Origin of the sequence: Nonomuraea sp. CA-141351 (genome assembly GCF_050944675.1) — a bacterium.
Classification (GTDB): domain Bacteria; phylum Actinomycetota; class Actinomycetes; order Streptosporangiales; family Streptosporangiaceae; genus Nonomuraea.
Genome location: NZ_CP191982.1, coordinates 10,824,821 through 10,843,571, shown reverse-complemented (window position 1 = coordinate 10,843,571; position 18,751 = coordinate 10,824,821). Strand labels below are relative to the sequence as shown.

The following is an 18,751-nucleotide window of genomic DNA, read 5'->3' as shown; positions in this document are numbered from 1 at the left end:
CTCGTGGGCGGGGATTAAGCCGGTATGGTGCTTCATGCCATGAACGATGACCGACTAGGCCCTTACCGGCTGCTCAGGCGGCTAGGTGAAGGCGGGATGGGCGTTGTCCACCTCGCTGTCGACCCCCAGGGGCGGCAGGTGGCGGTCAAGGTCCTGCGCGGAGAGGTCGCCGGTGACGAGGTCGCCAGGCGGCGGCTTTCGCGCGAGGTCGAGACGATGCGGCGCGTGCGGAGCAAATACATCGCGGAGGTGGTCGACGCCGACGTCACCGGTCATCGCCCGTACATCGTCACCCGATACGTCCCCGGCCGTCCGCTCGACGAGATCGTCAAGGACGACGGGCCGCTCGACCTGCCCGCGCTGGTCAAGGTCGCGCACGGGGTGGCGTCCGCGCTGGCCTCCGTGCACTCGGTGGGCGTGATCCACCGCGACCTCAAGCCGGGAAACGTGCTGATCCTCGACGGCGAGCCCGTCCTGATCGACTTCGGCATCGCCCAGGCGGTGGACGCGACGCGGCTGACGCAGACCGGCATGTTCATCGGCACGCCCGGTTACCTCGCCCCCGAGATCATCGAGGGGCAGGAGGCGGGGCCCGAGGTCGACGTCCACGCGTGGGCGGGCACGCTGCTGTTCGCGGCCACCGGCCTGCCGCCCTTCGGCAAGGGCACGCTGGAGATGATCTTCTACAACATCACCGCCGGCAAGGCCGACGTGAGCGCCGCCCCCGAGACGTTGCAGCCGCTGCTCAAGGCGGCGTTCCAGCGCAATCCGAACAAACGCCCCCGGGCGGCGGAGCTGGCCGAGCGGACCGCGAGGATCCTGCCCGAGCCGAAGAGGGTCTCGCCGGACGACATCTCGACCGCCCCGCGCCCCAAGGAGATCCCCGCCGACTTCGCGCCGGTGCAGGACAAGCCGTCGTACGACATGTCCACGCCGCCCGTGACGCCGAAGCAGCTGCTCGAGTCGCAGGAGCAGCCGGCCACGCCGCCGCAGGACCAGCAGTACGTCTCGCTCCTGCCCAACCAGCCCGACCCGTGGCCGACCCGCAGGGTCACGCCCGAGGAGCTGCGGCGGATCCAGCGCGAGGGCGGGATGACCCCACCCTGGCAGCAGCCGGTCAACAACCACGGCCTCGCGGCCCCGCCCGGCGAGGGCGACGTGCCCACCAGGCGGGTGCGCCCCGACTCGCCCGACTACGGCAGGATCCACACGCCGGTCCCGAACGTCCAGGGTCCCGAGCTGCCCGACTACGCCAGGCCCACGCCGAGCCCGCTGCAGCCGCCCCCGTACATCCCGCCGCAGTACCCGCAGCCCGATCCGTACGTTCCGGCGGTCCCCTCGGGCAACGGGCTGCAGCGTTCCAGGGCGTACGGCGTGGCGAGCGCGATGCTGCTCGTCCTGATGGTCGTGGCCGCCGTGCTCATGCCCGTGGTCGTCGCGGTGGTGGCGATCCCGATCGCGATCCTGCTGCGCGCGGCCGACCTCGCCCAGCCCCGGCTCACCGCCCAGAGAGCCGCCGGGGCGGCGGTCTCCGACGTGGTCAGGGTGTTCGCCCACCCCCAGGCGCTGGCCAAATCCGTGGGCATCACGCTGGCGCTGGTGCTCTACGCGCTCATCCTCGGCCTTCCGGTGACCCTGCTGCTCACCGTGGTGGCCAGAATGGATCCGTCCAATGCCCTGGCCTGGGGCGCCGCGGTCGCGCTGTGGACCGTGTGCGCGGGTCCGGGAGTGGAGGGTCCTGGCAAACAAATGCGCAGGACGCTCTCATCGCTCGTACCCTCGAGAACAGCGGCGATGGTAGTGGCGGGAGTCCTCGCGGCAGGTGCCGCACTCTCGCTGATCCTCGCCGCCGGCACGTTCGGGGACAAGCCAAGGGGGGCCGTATGGACTCCGCTGAACGTCAATCCAGTGGTCAAGCAGCTAGAAGGTCTAAGGGGGAATTCCGGGGGATGACGCGGGGAAGGTGGCGATGAACACCCAGGCATCAGAACGCCTCGGCCCGTACCGGCTGGTCAGGAAGATCGGCGAAGGTGGCATGGGGGTCGTCCACCTCGGTCTCGACGGCGAGGGGCGCGAGGTCGCCATCAAGGTCCTCCACCCGCACGTGGCCGCCGACCTCAAGGCGCGCGACCGGCTGACCCGCGAGGTCGAGACCATGCGCCGGGTACGCAGCCCGCACGTCGCCGAGGTCATCGACGCCGAGCTCGTGGGCGGCCAGCCGTACGTCGTGACCCGTTTCGCGCCGGGGCGCACTCTCGAGGACACCGTCCTGGCGGAGGGCCCCCTGGAGGCGCGCGAGGTCATCAGGCTCGCCCAGGGGCTCTGCCAGGCGCTGGTGGCCATTCACGCGGCCGACGTGATCCACCGGGACTTCAAGCCGTCCAACGTCATGCTGGTCAACGGTGAGCCGCTGGTCATCGACTTCGGCATCGCCCACCTGGTGAACGCGACCAGGCTGACGCAGACCGGCATGTTCGTGGGCACGCCCGGTTATCTGGCGCCCGAGATCATCCGTGACTCCGACATCACCCAGGCGGCCGACGTGCACGCGCTGGCCTCGACGGTGTTCTTCGCCGCGACGGGCGCGCCGCCGTTCGGCACGGGGACGTTCGAGGCGGTCTGCTTCAACATCATGGAAGGGCGGGCGCAGCTCGACAAGGCGCCCGCGTGGCTGCGCGGCTGGCTCGGCAGGGCGCTCCAGGTCGAGCCCACGGCCCGGCCCAGCGCGCATGAGCTGCTGCGGATGGCCAGGGCGCTCGACCCCTCGGTGACCACGTTCCACGAGGCCTCCTTCGACGGGCCGACGGGCACCAAGCGCATGACCGACCGCACGCGGACCATGGACACCTACTCCGACCTGCTGCCGCCGGTCGAATACGGCAGGAGCGCCCCGCCGCCGCAGCAGCCACTCCCGCAGAAGCCGCCGCCTTACGTGCCCGCGCCGGTCGCGGCCAGGCCGCCGATGCCGCGTCCCGACCAGCGGGTCGCCGGTTACCCGGCGCCGCAGCCCACGGCGCCGTCGCAGGCCAGGCCCTACAGCCCGCCGCCGCAGTACCAACCACCGGCCGAGCGGAAGAAATACCTGTTCGGCAGCCAGTTCGTGGGTCTGCTGCTGCTGGTCACGCTGGTGGGGCTGACCGTCATGATGCCGGTCATGGTGGGCGCGATCGCCGTCGCGCTCGCCCTCGTGCTGCGCCTCGGCGAATACCTCTTCGGCGACCTGGTCAAACGGCGTCAGGTGCGGGGGAGCAGCGCGGCCGATCCGCTGCTGGCCCTGGTCGGCACCCCATGGGCGCTGGTCAAGTCCGCGCTCGTGACGGCGGTGCACGTGCCGCTGGCGCTGCTGTTCGGCGTGTGCGTCTGGGGCGCGCTCTACTGGGCGGGCAGGATGGGCGTCAACGAGGCGGCCTCGTACGCGGCGGGCGCCTTCGTGGCGGGCCTGTTCGTGCTGCCGGGCGGCGGCGCGCCGCGCAAGGCCGTCGTACGCTCGCTCACCGGCGTGCTGCGCAGCCCCGGCGCGGCGCTCGTCGCGGTCGTGCTGGTGGGCACGGCGGCGCTGTTCGCGGTGATGTTCGCGCTGGGGCAGGACCCGGTGTGGTCGCCGTGGCGGGCGCCGGAGTCTGTGATCAACGACCTGGCGGGCGACGCCAAGCAGAGCACGATCGGACTGATCACCGGGATCATCGACAGTCTGCTCGGCGACCTCGGGTTGGGGTTCCTGACGCCCTGGTCCTGAGTGTCCCCGCGGGCTCTCGGGGGGAGAGATGAGGGTATGAGCGAGCACCTCGGCCCATATGAGCTCCTTTCCCGGCTCGGGGCGGGCGGGTTCGGCGAGGTGCACCTCGCGCTCGACACCGAGGGCCGTACGGTCGCGGTCAAGGTGCTCCACCCCCACGTCGCCGCCGACGGCGGGGCTCTGGCCCGGCTGGCGCGCGAGGTGGAGACCATGCGCAGGGCCGGCGGGCCGCACGTGGCGGAGGTGCTCGACGCCTCGCTGGAGGGCGCCAGACCGTACCTCGTGACCCGCTACGTCCAGGGCCGCCCGCTCAGCGCCACGCCCGGGCCCGTCACCGACCTGCGCAGGCTGGCCTCCGGCCTGGCCGACGCGCTGCTCGCCATGCACGAGGCCGGAGTGGTGCACCGCGACCTCAAACCGGCCAATGTGATGATGGCCGAGGGCGAGCCCGTCGTGATCGACTTCGGCATCGCCAGCGCGCTCGACTCGCTGTCGGTCACGGCCTCCGGCGCGGTGGTGGGCACGCCCGGCTACCTGGCGCCCGAGGTGCTGGAGGGCAAGAGCGCGGGCATGGAGGCGGATGTGTTCTCCTTCGGGGCGACGCTGGCCTACGCCGCGACCGGGCGCCAGCCGTACGGGCAGGGGCCCGCCTCCGCGGTCGCGTACCGGGTGGTGCATCACCCGCCCGATCTGGAGGGCGTTCCGGAGTGGCTGGGGCCGCTGTTACGTGAGTGCCTGTCCACCGACCCGTCCGCGCGGCCCACGGCCGTGCAGCTCTGTGCCAGGCTCGGAGTCGAGCCCGTTTCCCGCGTACGCGAGATCCCGCCCCGGGCGGTGCGCGACGTCGAGGACGCGGCCACCAGGGAGTGGCGACCGGGCAAGGAGCGGCATCGCAGGTCGGTGGAGGAGTCGAGGGCGAGGCACCGGGAGAAGGTACGCAGGCGCTGGCTGATCGGCTCAGGGCTGTTCGTGTCGCTGCTGGCCGCCGCCGCTCGCGGGCCGCTGCCCGAGGTGGCGCTGTTCCTGCTGGCGGCGTACGCGCTGGCCGTGGTGTCCGACGCCGCGGTGGCGCTGTTCTCGCACAGCCCCTACCGGCGCGGCCGGATGATCGCGGACCTGGCCAGTGTGGCGGGGGCCGTCGGGTTGTGCTTCGGGCTGGCGGCGCTGTTCAGCACGTTCACCCTGGCGCTCTTCGCCGGCACGGCCCTGGTGGTGGGGATCGTCTTCCTGCTGTCGGCCTAGACCGAACAAAGTTCTGTATAGTGAGTAGCTGTAGGTTTGCGGTTAAGCTACCCATGGGTAACATGACTCGCGGAAAACTGAAGCACACCCTCTGTCGGTGGCCCGGTGGTCACCTGGCAGTCTGGACAGCATTGCATTCGGCGTCCATCGCAGCGTGGCGATGGCGCACGCGAACACGGGAGGTCGGCCACCGGCCATGAACATCGTCGTCTGCGTGAAGCAGGTCCCCGACACTGCGACCGAGCGCAAGCTGCGGTCCGATGACAAGACGCTCGACCGCGACGCCGCCGACGGCGTGGTCAACGAGCTTGACGAGTACGCGGTCGAAGAGGCGCTGCGGCTCAAGGAGGCCCACGGTGGTGAGGTGACCGTGCTCACCATGGGTCCCGGCAAAGCCACCGAGACCATCCGCAAGGCGCTGGCCATGGGGGCCGACAAGGCCGTCCACCTCAGCGACGACGCGTTGCACGGCTCCGACGCGCTGTCCACCTCGTACGCGATGGCGCAGGTGCTCAAGAAGATCGGGTTCGACCTGGTCATCCTGGGCTCCGAGTCCACCGACGCGCGCACCGGCGTGCTGGCCGCGATGCTGGCCGAGCGCCTCGGCACGCCGCAGCTCACGCTGGCCAACAAGGTCGACGTCGACGGCACCTCGATCGCGATCCAGCGCATCACCGACTACGGCTTCGACAAGGTCGAGGCCACGCTGCCGGCCGTCGTCTCCGTGGTCGAGAAGATCAACGAGCCGCGCTACCCGTCGTTCAAGGGCATCATGGCGGCCAAGAAGAAGCCGGTCGAGACGCTGGCCATCGGCGACGCGTCCATCGACGCCGCCCAGGTAGGCCTGGCCGCCGCCTGGTCCTCGGTCGTCGACTTCGCCGCGGCCCCGCCGCGCGCGGCCGGGACGATCGTCAAGGACGAGGGCGACGGTGGCGCGAAGGCCGCCGACTTCCTCGCGTCCAAGAAGTTCATCTGAGAACGGGAGTATTTAGAGAAATGTCGGAGATTCTCGTTCTCGTCGAGCAGGTCGAAGGCGAGGTCAAGAAGGTCACGCTGGAACTGCTGACCCTGGCCCGCTCGCTCGGCACGCCCTCCGCCGTCTGGGCGGGTCCCGGCATCACGCCGGAGGCCAAGGCCAGACTGGCCGAGTACGGCGCCGAGAAGATCTACGTCGCCCCGTCGAGCGACATCGTGGAGTACGTCGTCGCGCCCAAGGCCGAACTGCTCGCCCACCTCGTGGGCGAGAAGTCGCCGGCCGCCGTGCTCGTGGCCGCCACGCCCGAGGGCAAGGAGATCGCCGGGCGCCTCGCCATCAAGACCGACTCCGGGGTCATCACCGACGCGGTGGGCCTGGGTGAGGGCTTCGTGGCCGACCAGTCCATCTTCGGTGGCGGCATCAACGTGCAGTCCAAGGTGAGCAAGGGCACGCCGATCGTGGCCGTACGCCCCAACTCCACCGCCCCCGCGGCCTCCGCCGGCGCCGGGACCGAGGAGGAGGTGCCGGTCACGCTGTCCGACGCCGCCAAGGCGGCCCGCGTCGTCGAGCGGGTCAAGCAGGAGAAGGGCGCCCGTCCCGAGCTGACCGAGGCCGCGATCGTGGTCTCCGGCGGGCGCGGCGTCGGCTCGGCCGAGAACTTCTCGATCATCGAGCAGCTGGCCGACTCCCTCGGCGCCGCCGTGGGCGCCTCGCGCGCCGCCACGGACGCCGGGTGGTATCCGCACCAGTTCCAGGTGGGACAGACGGGCAAGACCGTGTCGCCGCAGCTGTACATCGCGGCGGGCATCTCCGGGGCCATCCAGCACCGGGCCGGGATGCAGACCGCCAAGACGATCGTGGCGATCAACAAGGACCCCGAGGCGCCGATCTTCGAGCTGGCCGACTACGGCGTGGTGGGCGACCTGAACCAGGTGGTGCCGCAGCTCACCGAAGAGGTCAACAAGCGCAAGTAGTAGCAGGGGAAACGCACGGTCTTCGCTTGATAGCGCTTCGCGCATAGAGCTCAGGCTGTGACATTGGGGGGCGCGGCCCCCCAAACCCCCGCTTAAAGCTTCTACGCCTACTCGTCAGCCGATTGCGTTGGCGAAGGGCTTCAGTGGGAGTCGGCGGCCGGGAGGCGGACCTGGAACGCCGCTCCCTCGCCAGGTGCGGAACGGACCTCCACCCGGCCGCCGTGGGTGGCCACGATGGAGCGGACGATGGCCGGCCCGAGCCCCGCGCCTCCGGTCGTGCGGGTGCGAGAGCCGTCCGTCCGATAGAACCGGTCGAACACCCTGGCCGCCTCCTCCAGCATCGAGCCGACCTCGCGCAGCCGATGCCTGGGCTGGTGATGGGCACGGCCGTTGATGGTGGCGGTGCCGGAGGTGGGCAGGTCGAGGCCGAGGATCATGCGCATCGTCGTGGTCTTGCCCGCGCCGTTCGGGCCCAGGAAGCCGGTGACGAGACCTGGCCGCACCGTGAAGGTGAGATCGTCCACGGCGAGCACGTCGCCGTGGCGTTTGGTCAGTCCGTTGAGCTGGATCATGTGATCCAGCGTGGGGCGGCAGGTTGGGGGAGTTCTGGGGGTCTGTGAGTTCTCTGTGAGCGGCGGCGCCGCCACGTGGGGCCGCGCGGCGCCGTTTCGCCCGGATCCACAGAGAACTCTCAGGCGAGCGCCTGCCTGACGCGGGCGGCCAGGTCCTCCGCCTGCGCCCGTGTCCAGTGGATCAGGCCGTTCTCGGACATGAGGGCGTGGTACTGCTGCTTCTCGTACGGGGTGCCCGGCGGGAGCGGGGCCACGTGCCAGTGCAGGTGGGAGTTGCCCTGCTGACTGCCGAGGGAGAGGAGGTACGTGCGCTCCGAGGGCACGACCGACTCCACGGCCAGCGCCACCTTCCTGACCACCCGCATCAGGTCGAGGTAGGCGTCCTCGTCGAGGTCGCGTACGACGTGCTCGATGTGCTGCTTCGGGCTCACCAGGAGGTAGCCGGGCATGGTGGGGTAGCGGGACAGGAAGGCCAGGTGGCGGGCGTCCTCGTAGACGATCTGCTCCTCGGTGTAAGCCGGGTCGCCGGCGACGATGGCGCAGATGAAGCAGGGGCTCGACTTCACGCGGGCTTGGTACGCCTGGACGTCGAAGGGGATGTTCCTTTCAAGATCCATCCCACCATGATGCCGCCCATGAGCGCGAACCCGTGAAGGTCCAACCGGACGATCAGGATGGCGGCCGCGGCGACGGGGACGGCGACGAGGAGCCAGAGGGGGAGGCGCTCGCGCTGGGCGACGAGCTGGGAGCCGGCCGCCGCCAGGGCGATCATGGCGGCGACGCCCCAAGTGCCCAGGTCGGCCAGGAGCGAGGCGGCCAGCACGACCGTGTAGAACGCGCCCAGCGAGCGGTCCAGCCTCTCCGTGGCGGCCAGCGCGAGGCCGGCGGCCAGACCGCAGACGGCGATCGAGTTGCCCGCACCCGGGTCGTTGGTGAGATATCCGGAGGCCTCCCCGGCCAGCGCGCCGGCCGCGTAGAGGGTGAGCCAGCGGCCCGGGCCGAACGACCGCTCCGCGCAGTAGCCGAGCACGGCGAGGGACGCCAGGTTGAACAGGGTGCCCCAGAGGCCGCCGTCCTGCACGACCAGGGCCGTCACCAGGCGCCACCACTCGCCGCCGCGGATCGCGGCCGGGTCCCGCATCAGGGCCGGTTCCAGGCCGGGTATCACGAACTGAAGGAGACTGGGGACCGCCGTGATCACGAAGGTCACCGCGGTGGCATAGGGCTTGAACACGCGATCAGCCTCGCACGGCCCGCGCTGCTGGAGACAGTGCCGGACGTACGAGGCTGAACGGTGACAAATGTCAGGCCGCGAGCTCCGCGGGCTCGCGTTCGACGGCCTGAACCGGGGCGAGCGCGGTGGCCTCCCTGCGAGGGAGCAGGCGTGAGGCGAGGGCGATCAGCGCGCCGAGAACGACTCCGATGCCGAGCGCGGTACGCAGCGAGATGGCGTCCGACAGGAAGCCGATCACCACGGGGCCGAGCAGCAGACCCGCGTAGCCCATGGCGCCCGCCTGGGCGATCGCCGGGCCTGGCGTGTCGGTCGCGGTCCCCGCCAGCGACAGCGTCAGCGGCGAGATCGTCGCCACGCCGAGCCCGACGAAGAACATCGTGAACACCGCCACCAACGCCGCCGGCGCGAGCAGCACCACCGCGAAGAACCCGGCCGTCGCCACCCCGGAGACGGTCAGCATGCCCCGGACGCCGAACCTCGTGCGCAACCGGTCACCGGTGAGCCTGGCGACCAGCATGCCCACCTCGAACACGGGATAGCCGAGAGCCGCCAGCGCCTCGGGGGCGCCCAGCTCGTTCCGCATGTAGAGGCCGTTCCAGTCGGCGACAGTGCCCTCCACCATGAACGCGAAGAACATGATCGCGCCGAGCAGGTAGACGATCGGCGGCATGCGACGGCGAGCCGTCGTCACGGTGCCGTCCGCCGGGGACTCCGGCAGGTACGTACGGCCGAGCACGACCATGACGGGCAGCGAGACCAGCCCGATCAGCGCCACGTTGGCGGTGAACGGCAGCCCCACGGCGATCGCCAGGCTGCCCAGCGCGCCCGCGGCGATGGCGCCTACACACCAGCCCGCGTGCATGCCGTTCATCAGCGGCCGCCCGTACGCCTGCTCGACCGTGGAGCCTTGGGCGTTCATGGCCACGTCCACGGTGCCGAACGCCATGCCGAAGAATGCCACGGCCACCAGGAGCAACGGGAGGTTCGGGGCGAAGGCCACGGCCAGCAGCCCCAGCGCGGTGAGCGGCCCGCCGATCCGCAGCACCGCCCTGCTGCCCGCGCGGGCCATGATCCTTCGCATGGACTGCATGGTCACCAGCGCGCCCAGGCCCCATACGAGCAGGATCGCGCCGACCGTCGACTCGGACAGGCCGAGCTTGTCGGTCATCGCGGGAATGCGCACCGTCATGGTGCCGACCATCAGCCCGGCCAGCACAAAGGTCAGGACCGCCCCATAACGGGCACTCCTCAGGGCGCGGGTCATACACAACACCTCACACAAGTCATAATTTTTCGCACATTTCGCCAGGCCACGCCGCGCCCGCCCACGCCGCGCCCGCCACCGTCCTGCCGTGTCCGCCGCCGGACATGCCGTGCCGCGCGTGCGGTGGCCGGGTGCCGCTGCGCTCCCTCGTCCCATCCGAAGGACCCGCACTCCCACGGTCGGGAAGGCGAGTCCAAAAGGGCAGGGAGGAATAGGAGGGGTGACCGGGGTCAAGGCGGCCGGATCGGGCGCGGGCCGCCGACCACAAGATCAGGAAGGGGATCTGAGCAGCGTTTTCAGCCGGGTCTCGAGGGCCTGGAGGTCGTCCTCCGTGTTCAGCTCCGGGCCATGGCTGGCCACGTCCCAGAGCCCCTCACACGTCAGCCGTACGATCTGCGACGCCACCGGATCCGGCTCCTCCTCCAGCTCTTCGCGATGCCAGCGGGTCATCGCGTCGCGCAGTGGCGCGAGCAGGAAGAGGTTGCCGGAAGCCCCCGTGACCACGGCCCATCGTCGTAGTCGCCCTGAGCGGACGGAGGCCAGCGTGGCGCCCAGGTAGCGCTCGGTGTAGGTCTCGCCGGGCTGCGCGGCCATGAGCTGGTCGAAGTCCTCGATCAGGCGCTCCACCATGCCCTTGATCAGGGCCTCTTTGGAGCCGTAGTGATAGAGGAGGCCGCCTTTGCTGACGCCCGCCCGGTCCGCCACGGCGGACAGGGTGAGTGCGGCTGAGCCCTGGTCGCAGAGGAGCTCCTCTGCGGCGTCCAAAAGCTCATCCCTTCGCATGCTAGCAACTGTACCGTCCGGACGGTACAGTTGCAAACGAGATACGCTGATCGGGTGACCACACCGTCGGCCTATCTTGATCATGCGGCGACCACGCCGATGCTGCCCGAGGCGATCGAGGCCATGACGGAGCAGCTCCAACGCGTCGGCAACGCCTCGTCGCTGCACGCCGCGGGCCGCCGGACGCGGAGAGTGGTCGAGGAATCACGCGAGACGATCGCCGCCGCGCTCGGCGCGCGGCCCAGCGAGGTCGTGTTCACCTCGGGCGGCACCGAGGCCGACAACCTCGCGATCAAGGGCCTCTACTGGTCGCGCCGTCCGAGGCGGCGCATCCTGATCAGCTCCGTGGAGCACCACGCCGCGCTCGATCCCGCCCATTGGCTGGCCGACAGCCAGGGCGCGGAGGTGGAGCTGCTCGACGTGGACGCGTACGGCCGGGTCCAGCCCGACACGCTACGCGAGGCCATCGAGCGCGATCCCGGCAGCGTGGCCATGGTCAGCGTCATGTGGGCCAACAACGAGGTCGGCACGGTTCAGCCCGTTCACGTGCTGGCCGCGATCGCCCACGACCACGGCATCCCGTTCCACACCGACGCGGTCCAGGCGGTGGGGCAGCTGCCTGTGTCGTTCGCCACCTCGGGGGCCGACGCGCTCACGATGACCGGACACAAGATCGGCGGCCCGATGGGGGTCGGCGCGCTGCTGCTGGCCAGGGGGCTGACGCCGGTCTCCGTTCAGCACGGCGGGGGCCAGGAGCGTGACGTGCGCTCCGGCACGCTCGACGCGCCCGCCATCGCGGGGCTGGCCGCCGCCGTCACCACGGCCGTCAAGGAGCAGGAGGTGCTGAGCCGCCGCCTGACGTCGCTGCGCGACGAGCTCATCCAGCGGGTACGCGCGGCCGTCCCCGACGTTGTGCTCAACGGCGACCCGGCCGACCGGCTGCCCGGCAACGCCCACTTCTCCTTCCCCGGCTGCGAGGGGGACGCGCTGCTCATGCTGCTCGACGCCAAGGGCGTGGAGTGCTCGACGGGGTCGGCCTGCTCGGCGGGCGTGTCGCAGCCGTCCCACGTGCTGCTGGCCATGGGGGCCGACGCGGCGGCGGCGCGGGGCTCGCTCAGGTTCACGCTGGGCCACACCTCGACCCGCGACGACGTCGACCGCCTGCTCGAGGTGCTGCCCGCCGCCGTCGAGCGAGCCCGCCGAGCCGGCCTCAGCTGAACGCCGACCGGCCCCAGCCGAGGCACCGATAGACGGGCAGGCCTCAGGTGAGGAAGGCCACCACGGCAGCCCAGGCGGGGTCGGAGGCCACGTCCACCCGGGGCTCGCCCTCCTCCCAGCTCACGATCAGCTCCTTGGCGTGGACCGCCGCGTCGCCGGTCGGGTCGGCGTACAGGTGGATGATCCGATGCCCCTCGGCGCTCATGTGGGCCGCGAGCACCGCGTCGTCGCGCAGCTTGAGCAGCCGCGCGGCCAGGCGCTCCTCGAAGTCGCGCAGCGCCGTCAGTGAGTCGCCGACCGGCAGGCCGTTCTCGTCGCGGTGCGCGTACGGCAGCGTGATCGCGATGTGCTGGTCGAACAGCGGATAGTCCACCGGCCGCAGCGGATGGCGGGCCGTGGCGACGAGCGGCGCGCCGCTCCCCGTCTGCCCTTCCAGCAGCACCCACTCTTCCTCGGTGTAGCCCGAGGCCAGGTCGGCGACCACGGCGGGGAGGTGGACGGCGGGCACCGAGTCGATCGGCTGGAACGTGGCGGGCGTGATCTCGCCGACCCACCTGGCCACGTCGTCCTCGCCGAGCAGCCAGTCGAGGGCCAGCAGCGTGGCCTCCATCCGGGTGTCCTCGTCGAGCTCGCCGAAGATCGGGTGGTACGCGGCCACGTCCACGCGCGGCTGGTCCCGCGGCACCCGCAGCCCCAGCATCAGCTTGTCGAGCGCGAAGTCGAAGCCGCCCACGTCGAGCGTCAGCTCCATGGCCTGCGGATTGGCCTGCCGCGACGGGTGGAACTCCCACAGCAGGTCCGCCGGCGGCGCCGCATCGGCCCAGCGGTGCGCGAGCGAGCGCAGCTCCGGATCGCCCGCCGCGGTCACCACCAGGGCGTGCGCGGCGTTCTTGCCCGGCGCCACCTCCCAGACCAGGCCGGGGTGGATCGCGGCGACCGCCGGGGCGAGCCGCTCCTCCAGCCCGTCGACCTCGTTCTCCGCGACCAGGGAGTCGAGCCCTGGCCGGGCCTCCTGCCACCACGCCCAGAACTCGGCGATCCCGTCGCCGGCCTCTTCGTCTGCTGCGTCCTTGCGCCCGAACAGTCGCATGGGCTGAATACTCGCAGATCCAGACCATGGTCGCGCACTCCCGGCGGGACAGTACGCTGGAAAGGTCATGGGACTGCGTGTGCTTGCCGCCATGTCGGGCGGCGTCGACTCCGCCGTGGCCGCCGCTCGGATCGCCGAGGCCGGTCACGACGTCACTGGTGTGCACCTCGCGCTGTCGGCCAACCCCCAATCCCACCGCACGGGGGCGAGGGGCTGCTGCACGATCGAGGACTCGCGCGACGCGCGACGCGCCGCCGACGTGATCGGCATTCCGTTCTACATCTGGGACATGGCCGAGCGCTTCCAACGCGACGTGGTCGAGGACTTCGTCTCCGAGTACGCCGCGGGCCGCACGCCCAACCCGTGCCTGCGGTGCAACGAGAAGATCAAGTTCTCGGCGGTGCTCGACCGGGCGCTGGCCCTGGGCTTCGACGCGGTCGCCACCGGCCACCACGCCAAGCTGGCCGACGGGGTTCTGTCCAGGAGCGTCGACCAGGGCAAGGACCAGTCGTACGTGCTGGGCGTGCTCACCCGCGAGCAGCTCAGCCACGCGATCTTCCCGCTGGGCGACTCGACCAAGGCCGAGGTGCGCGAGGAGGCCGCCAGGCGCGGTCTGACCGTCGCCGACAAGCCCGACAGCCACGACATCTGCTTCATCGCCGACGGCGACACCCGCGGCTTCCTGGCCAAGCGGCTCGGCTCGGCCGAGGGGCCCATCGTCGACCAGGGCGGCGAGGTCGTCGGCAGCCACCAGGGCGCCCATGGCTTCACGATCGGGCAGCGCAAGGGCCTGCACATCGACCGCCCGGCGCCCGACGGGAGGCCCCGCTACGTGCTGTCGATCGAGCCGGTGTCCAACACGGTCACGGTCGGTCCGCGTTCCGCTCTCGAGGTCACTTCGATCACGTGCGGCAGCCCGGTCTGGAACGGCCCGTCCACGTTCGACGACCTGACCGTGCAGCTGCGGGCACATGGAGAGGTGTACGGGTGCCACTTCGCGGAGGCCGGCGGCGGCCTCCGCATCGACCTCGACCGCCCGGCCACCGGGGTGGCGGCGGGCCAGGCGGCGGTGCTCTACTCCGGCGACACCGTGATCGGCTCGGCGACGATCGTGTCCGCTAGCTGAGCTTGATCGACTCGCCGACCGCCAGGCGGCGGATGTCGGCGCCCTGCGCTTCCGCCTCCATCTTCAGCCAGCTGTCCACCAGGCCCAGGCCTATGTCGTTGTACAGGCCGTCATGGGTGGAGAACGCCCGCGCGGGGCGGATCTCGCGGAGATACGTGATCATGTCCCCGAGCTTCAGCCACGGCCCGCCGGTCGGGACCAGCAGGGTGGGCACCTCCACGCCCGGGACCGTCAAGGCGTCGCCCGGGTAGAAGACCTGGTCGTCGACGAGAAAGCCGATGTTCTGGACGACGGGCATGTCGGGATGGTTCTTGGCGTGCCACTCGCCGAAGGCCCGCACGCGGAAACCGGCCACCTCGAACCCGTCGCCGTGCCGTACCACCTGGACCTTCGCCGGAACATCCGTCAGATCGGCGGCGACGCCCTCACAGGTGTAGATCTCCAGGGCGGGCGACGCCGCCTTCAGCTTGTCGACGTCCACGTGGTCGAAGTGCTCGTGGGTGATCAGGACCGCGTCGGCGCCGTCGAGCACCGGCCCCGTGCTGAACGTCCCGGGGTCGATGACCAGGACCTTGCCGTTCTTCTCCACGCGTACGCAGGCGTGGCCGTATTTCGTCAGCTCCATTCCGCAGAGCCTACGCTTGGCCCATGTCTACGTGGGAAGCAACCGGGGTCGGCTCGCATCCGGGCGAGGATCATCTCGAGGCGATCAGGGTCGTGTTCGGTGAGGTGCCCGGGCTGCCGTACCTGCCCGAGCTGCCCGCCAGGGGCGTCGGCGCCGACATGATCGGCAGGACGGCCGGGATGCTCGTCGAGCTGCCCGTCGAGGTGCAGCCGTCCGGATGGCGGCTGACCGACCGGCCGGGGCGCGACCACCAGCGGGCCGTCGATCATCTGCGGCGGGACCTCGACGGGCTCGAGGAGGTAGGGCACGACTACTCGGGGCCGCTCAAGCTGCAGGTCTGCGGGCCGTGGACGCTGGCCGGGGCGATCGAGCTGAAGTACGGGGACAAGGTGCTCGCCGACGCGGGGGCCGTACGCGATCTGACCGCCTCACTGGCGCAGGGGGTGGCCGACCACTGCGCCGAGGTGCGGCGGCGGCTGCCCGGAGTGACGGAGATCGTGCTGCAGCTCGACGAGCCCGCGCTGCCCGGGGTGCTCGCGGGGACCGTGCCGACCGCGTCGGGGTTCGGGCGGCTCGCCGCCGTCGAGGAGTGGCGGGTGGAGGAGTCGATGCGGTCCTTCGACAGCCCGATCGTGCACTGCTGCGCGCCGTCCGTGCCTTTCGGCGTGCTGCGCAGGGCCGGCGTACGGGGGGTGTCGGTGGACGCCTCGCTGCTGCGGCGCAGGGATGAGGACGCCTTCGGGGAGTGTGTCGAGGCGGGGCTGACGTTCTTCCTGGGGGTCGTGCCCGGCAGGGACACGCGGTTGCCTGACGTCGGGGCGGTCGCCAAGCCGGCGCTGGACTTGTGGCGGCGGCTCGGGTTCGCGCCCGATCGGCTGGCCGGGCAGGTCGTGCTGACACCCTCTTGCGGGCTGGCCGGGGCGTCGCCGAGGTACGCCCGTGCGGCGCTGGCGGCCTGCCGGAAGGCGGCTCAGGTTCTCAGGGACGATCCTGAAAGCGGGCTGCAAGGCGGCTGAGTAGCCTCCGGCTCATGATTCTTCGCACTGTGGCGGTGGCCGCCGCCGTACTGATGGCTTCCGCGTCGCCTGCCCTGGCGAACCCGGAGGTGTGGAGCTGGGGGTCCATCTACTCCGCCGATCGGGCGGGCAAGGCCAAGGGGAAGGTGGTGCACGACCGTCCGGGGTTCGTGGTCAGCGGGAAGCTGTACGACTTCCCCGGGCGTAAGGGGTGCTCCTGGCTGACGTTCCGGTGGGTCAAGGAGGAGGGCGGCAAGGGGTACAAGACGTACCACAACTGCTCGGGTACGAAGCCGCTGGAGTTCTCCTTCCCGACCGGATACATGCTCTCGATCGAGGGCAAGGTCTGCCGCGGCACGTCCACGAAGGCCACCGGCAAGTGCTCGACCTGGGAAGGTGTCTGGGCACAGGGCGGCTGAGGCTTCGTTCTTGTCGGTGCTCGGCGGTAGCGTTTGGTCAGGGTGTTGTACGAGAGGAGACCCTGGTGAGTGAGCGCGGCGAACGAACGATCAGACGCAGCAGTGATTCACTCACGCGACCGACGAAGGAGGGCGCATGAGTGAGCCTGGCGCCGAGGTTCAGGGCGTGCCCGTGGCCGCGCTCAAGCGGCATGCCGAGCTGAGCGAGCTGGTCGAGGACGCCCGCTGGCGCTACTACGTGCTCGACCAGCCCACGGTCAGCGACGCCGAGTTCGACGGGTGGTTCAGGGAGCTGCTGGCGCTGGAGGAGGCGCATCCGACGCTCCAGACGCCCGACTCGCCCACACAGAAGGTGGGCGCGCCGGTCTCGGGCGATTTCGCCAAGGTGCAGCACCTCAACCGGATGGAGAGCCTCGACAACGCCTTCAACGACGCCGACATGGCCGCCTGGATGCAGCGGGCCGAGCGGCTGGCGGAGGGCGATCCGGGACCGTACCTCTGCGAGCTGAAGATCGACGGGCTGGCGATCGCGCTGGTCTACCGCGACGGCAAGCTGGAGCGGGGCGCGACCCGTGGCGACGGGCGCACGGGCGACGACGTGACCGCCAACGTCCGCACGATCAAGGGCGTCCCCCACCGGCTCAAGGGTGACGACATCCCCAGCCTGGTCGAGGTGCGCGGCGAGGTCTACATCCCGGTCGAAGACTTCAACAAGCTCAACGAGCAGCTCGTCGAGCAGGGCAAGCCGCCGTTCGCCAACCCGCGTAACTCCGCGGCCGGCACGCTGCGGCAGAAGGATCCGCGCATCACGGCCCAGCGGCCGCTGCGGATGCTGGTGCACGGCATCGGCATCTGGGAGGGCTCGGCCGTCCCGAAGGCGCAGTCCGAGGTCTACGACCGGCTGCGGGAGTTCGGGCTGCCGGTCAGCGATCTCTACAAGGTGGTGCCCGGGCTCACCGAGGTCGACGAGTTCATCGAGCACTATCGCGTGCACCGGCACGATCCCGCGTACGAGATCGACGGGGTGGTCGTCAAGGTCGACGACTTCCGCACGCAGCGGGAGCTGGGCTCCACGTCGCGGGCGCCGCGGTGGGCGATCGCCTTCAAGTACCCGCCGGAAGAGGTCAACACCAAGCTGCTCGACATCCAGGTGGGCGTCGGCCGCACGGGGCGGGTGACGCCGTACGCGGTGATGGAGCCCGTGGTGGTGTCGGGCTCGACCGTTGAGCGGGCCACCCTCCACAACGCCGCCATCGTGGTCAAGAAGGGTGTGCTCATCGGCGACACCGTGGTGCTGCGCAAGGCGGGCGACGTCATCCCCGAGATCGTCGGGCCGGTGATGGCGCTGCGCGACGGGTCCGAGCGCGAGTTCGTCATGCCGACCCACTGCCCGGAGTGCGGCACCGAGCTGGCGTACGAGAAGGAGGGCGACGCCGACCTGCGCTGCCCCAACGCGCGCGGCTGCCCTGCCCAGATCCGCGAGCGCATCTACTTCGCGGCCGGGAGGCGCGCGCTCGACATCGACGGGCTCGGCTACGTCGCGGCCACCGCGCTCACCCAGCCGCTGCCGCCCCAGGAGCCCGTGGTGCGCACCGAGGCCGATCTGTTCGACCTGACGCTGGAGCAGCTGCTGCCCATCAAGTCGGTGGTCCGCGACCAGGACACCGGCCTGCCCAAGCTTGACCCCAAGACCGGCGAGCAGAAGGTCGTCACCTTCTTCTCCAACATCGACGGCAAGCCCAGCCAAAATGCGCTGGTGCTCCTTGAGGAGCTGGAGCGGGCCAAGCAGGTGTCGCTCGCGCAGGTGCTGGTGGCCCTGTCCATCCGCCACATCGGCCCGCCCACCGCCCGCGCGCTGGCCGACGAGATGCGCTCGATCGACCGCATCATGAACGCCTCGGAGGAGGAGCTGGCCGCCGTCGAGGGCATCGGTTCTCGGGTGGCGGCCACGATCCGGGAATGGTTCTCGGTCGACTGGCACCGCGAGATCATCGAGCGGTGGCGGGCCGCCGGAGTGCGGATGGAGGACGAGCCCGCGCCGGAGAAGGGGCCGCAGACCCTCGCGGGGCTGACGTTCGTGGTGACGGGGACGCTTGAGGGCTACACCCGCGACTCGGCCTCCGACGCGCTCACCAGCCGGGGCGGGAAGGTCTCGGGGTCGGTGTCCAAGAAGACGTCGTTCCTGGTGGCGGGGGAGAACGCGGGGTCGAAGTACGACAAGGCGGTGAGCGTTGGGGTGCCGATCCTGGACGGGTCTGGGTTCGAGATCCTCCTGAAGGAAGGCCCGGAGGCGGCGGCCGCAGCCGCGATCACCCCGGAGGCTTAGCCCTACGGCTGCCGGGACCGGGGGGCGTGACTTCCGGTGCCGGCGCGGGTGTGCGGTGCTGGGCTGGTGCACGGGTGTGACGCTTGCTTGGGTGGCGTCGTCGGCACAGCGTGCCGCTGCCGAGTGCGGTGGCATGCGGCGGGCTGAGGT

17 protein-coding genes are annotated in these 18,751 nt (G+C 70.8%); 10 read left to right on the top strand and 7 right to left on the bottom strand.

The features are described from left to right. The first annotated feature begins 24 nt into the window (after positions 1-24). From ACQPWU_RS50905 to ACQPWU_RS50885, 5 genes are all read left to right on the top strand, one after another. The gene (locus tag ACQPWU_RS50905) at positions 25-1,953 is read left to right on the top strand and encodes a protein kinase domain-containing protein (protein ID WP_433433802.1); all 1,929 of its coding nucleotides are present in this window, start codon (positions 25-27) and stop codon (positions 1,951-1,953) included. A gap of 16 nt (positions 1,954-1,969) precedes the next feature. Beyond that, the gene (locus ACQPWU_RS50900; RefSeq protein ID WP_433433801.1) at positions 1,970-3,736 is read left to right on the top strand and encodes a serine/threonine-protein kinase; all 1,767 of its coding nucleotides are present in this window, start codon (positions 1,970-1,972) and stop codon (positions 3,734-3,736) included. A gap of 36 nt (positions 3,737-3,772) precedes the next feature. After that, on the top strand, positions 3,773-4,978 hold the full coding sequence (locus ACQPWU_RS50895) for a serine/threonine-protein kinase (protein ID WP_433433799.1): 1,206 nt from the start codon (positions 3,773-3,775) through the stop codon (positions 4,976-4,978). 196 nt (positions 4,979-5,174) lie between these two features. Continuing rightward, the gene (locus ACQPWU_RS50890) at positions 5,175-5,954 is read left to right on the top strand and encodes an electron transfer flavoprotein subunit beta/FixA family protein (protein WP_360693906.1); all 780 of its coding nucleotides are present in this window, start codon (positions 5,175-5,177) and stop codon (positions 5,952-5,954) included. A 20-nt stretch (positions 5,955-5,974) separates the two neighbouring features. Beyond that, entirely contained in the window at positions 5,975-6,928 is a 954-nt protein-coding gene (locus ACQPWU_RS50885; RefSeq protein WP_433433797.1) for an electron transfer flavoprotein subunit alpha/FixB family protein, read from the top strand. A gap of 140 nt (positions 6,929-7,068) precedes the next feature. Here the strand turns inward: ACQPWU_RS50885 and ACQPWU_RS50880 are convergent, their stop codons facing one another. The 5 genes from ACQPWU_RS50880 to ACQPWU_RS50860 all read right to left on the bottom strand — a co-directional run bounded on the left by ACQPWU_RS50880 (position 7,069) and on the right by ACQPWU_RS50860 (position 10,781). Next, positions 7,069-7,500, bottom strand: a complete 432-nt coding sequence (locus tag ACQPWU_RS50880; RefSeq protein ID WP_433433795.1) for an ATP-binding cassette domain-containing protein — start codon at positions 7,498-7,500, stop codon at positions 7,069-7,071. Between the two features lie 119 nt (positions 7,501-7,619). Further along, complete coding sequence (locus ACQPWU_RS50875) at positions 7,620-8,117, bottom strand: HIT family protein (protein WP_433433793.1); 498 nt, start codon at positions 8,115-8,117, stop codon at positions 7,620-7,622. Beyond that, positions 8,063-8,734, bottom strand: a complete 672-nt coding sequence (locus ACQPWU_RS50870) for a rhomboid family intramembrane serine protease (RefSeq protein WP_433433791.1) — start codon at positions 8,732-8,734, stop codon at positions 8,063-8,065. Before ACQPWU_RS50870 ends, ACQPWU_RS50875 begins: the two co-directional genes overlap by 55 nt. Before the next feature lie 70 nt (positions 8,735-8,804). Further along, the gene (locus ACQPWU_RS50865; protein ID WP_433433789.1) at positions 8,805-9,998 is read right to left on the bottom strand and encodes an MFS transporter; all 1,194 of its coding nucleotides are present in this window, start codon (positions 9,996-9,998) and stop codon (positions 8,805-8,807) included. Between the two features lie 270 nt (positions 9,999-10,268). Beyond that, positions 10,269-10,781 (bottom strand): TetR/AcrR family transcriptional regulator, encoded by a 513-nt coding sequence (locus tag ACQPWU_RS50860; RefSeq protein ID WP_433433787.1) that lies wholly within the window; start codon positions 10,779-10,781, stop codon positions 10,269-10,271. A gap of 54 nt (positions 10,782-10,835) precedes the next feature. On the opposite strand from ACQPWU_RS50860, the gene ACQPWU_RS50855 reads away from it, so the two are divergent. Further along, positions 10,836-11,999: a cysteine desulfurase family protein gene (locus tag ACQPWU_RS50855; RefSeq protein WP_433433785.1), complete on the top strand. Its 1,164-nt coding sequence runs from the start codon at positions 10,836-10,838 to the stop codon at positions 11,997-11,999. 43 nt (positions 12,000-12,042) lie between these two features. On the opposite strand, the gene ACQPWU_RS50850 is transcribed toward ACQPWU_RS50855, so the two are convergent. Next, on the bottom strand, positions 12,043-13,089 hold the full coding sequence (locus ACQPWU_RS50850) for a DUF695 domain-containing protein (RefSeq protein WP_433433783.1): 1,047 nt from the start codon (positions 13,087-13,089) through the stop codon (positions 12,043-12,045). A 67-nt stretch (positions 13,090-13,156) separates the two neighbouring features. Here ACQPWU_RS50850 and mnmA point away from each other — a divergent pair, with 67 nt between their 5' ends. Then, positions 13,157-14,215, top strand: coding sequence for a tRNA 2-thiouridine(34) synthase MnmA (gene mnmA / locus ACQPWU_RS50845; RefSeq protein ID WP_433433781.1), 1,059 nt, complete (start codon positions 13,157-13,159; stop codon positions 14,213-14,215). On the opposite strand, the gene ACQPWU_RS50840 is transcribed toward mnmA, so the two are convergent. Continuing rightward, positions 14,208-14,840, bottom strand: coding sequence for an MBL fold metallo-hydrolase (locus ACQPWU_RS50840; protein WP_433433779.1), 633 nt, complete (start codon positions 14,838-14,840; stop codon positions 14,208-14,210). The two genes, mnmA and ACQPWU_RS50840, sit on opposite strands and share 8 nt — an antisense overlap. Before the next feature lie 23 nt (positions 14,841-14,863). Here ACQPWU_RS50840 and ACQPWU_RS50835 point away from each other — a divergent pair, with 23 nt between their 5' ends. From ACQPWU_RS50835 to ligA, 3 genes are all read left to right on the top strand, one after another. After that, positions 14,864-15,856 carry a methionine synthase gene (locus tag ACQPWU_RS50835; protein ID WP_433433777.1) on the top strand — a complete coding sequence of 331 codons (993 nt, stop codon included), beginning with the start codon at positions 14,864-14,866 and terminating at the stop codon, positions 15,854-15,856. Between the two features lie 14 nt (positions 15,857-15,870). Further along, on the top strand, positions 15,871-16,275 hold the full coding sequence (locus ACQPWU_RS50830) for a hypothetical protein (RefSeq protein WP_433433775.1): 405 nt from the start codon (positions 15,871-15,873) through the stop codon (positions 16,273-16,275). Between the two features lie 136 nt (positions 16,276-16,411). Continuing rightward, on the top strand, positions 16,412-18,601 hold the full coding sequence (gene ligA / locus ACQPWU_RS50825) for an NAD-dependent DNA ligase LigA (protein ID WP_433433773.1): 2,190 nt from the start codon (positions 16,412-16,414) through the stop codon (positions 18,599-18,601). Positions 18,602-18,751 lie beyond the last annotated feature (150 nt).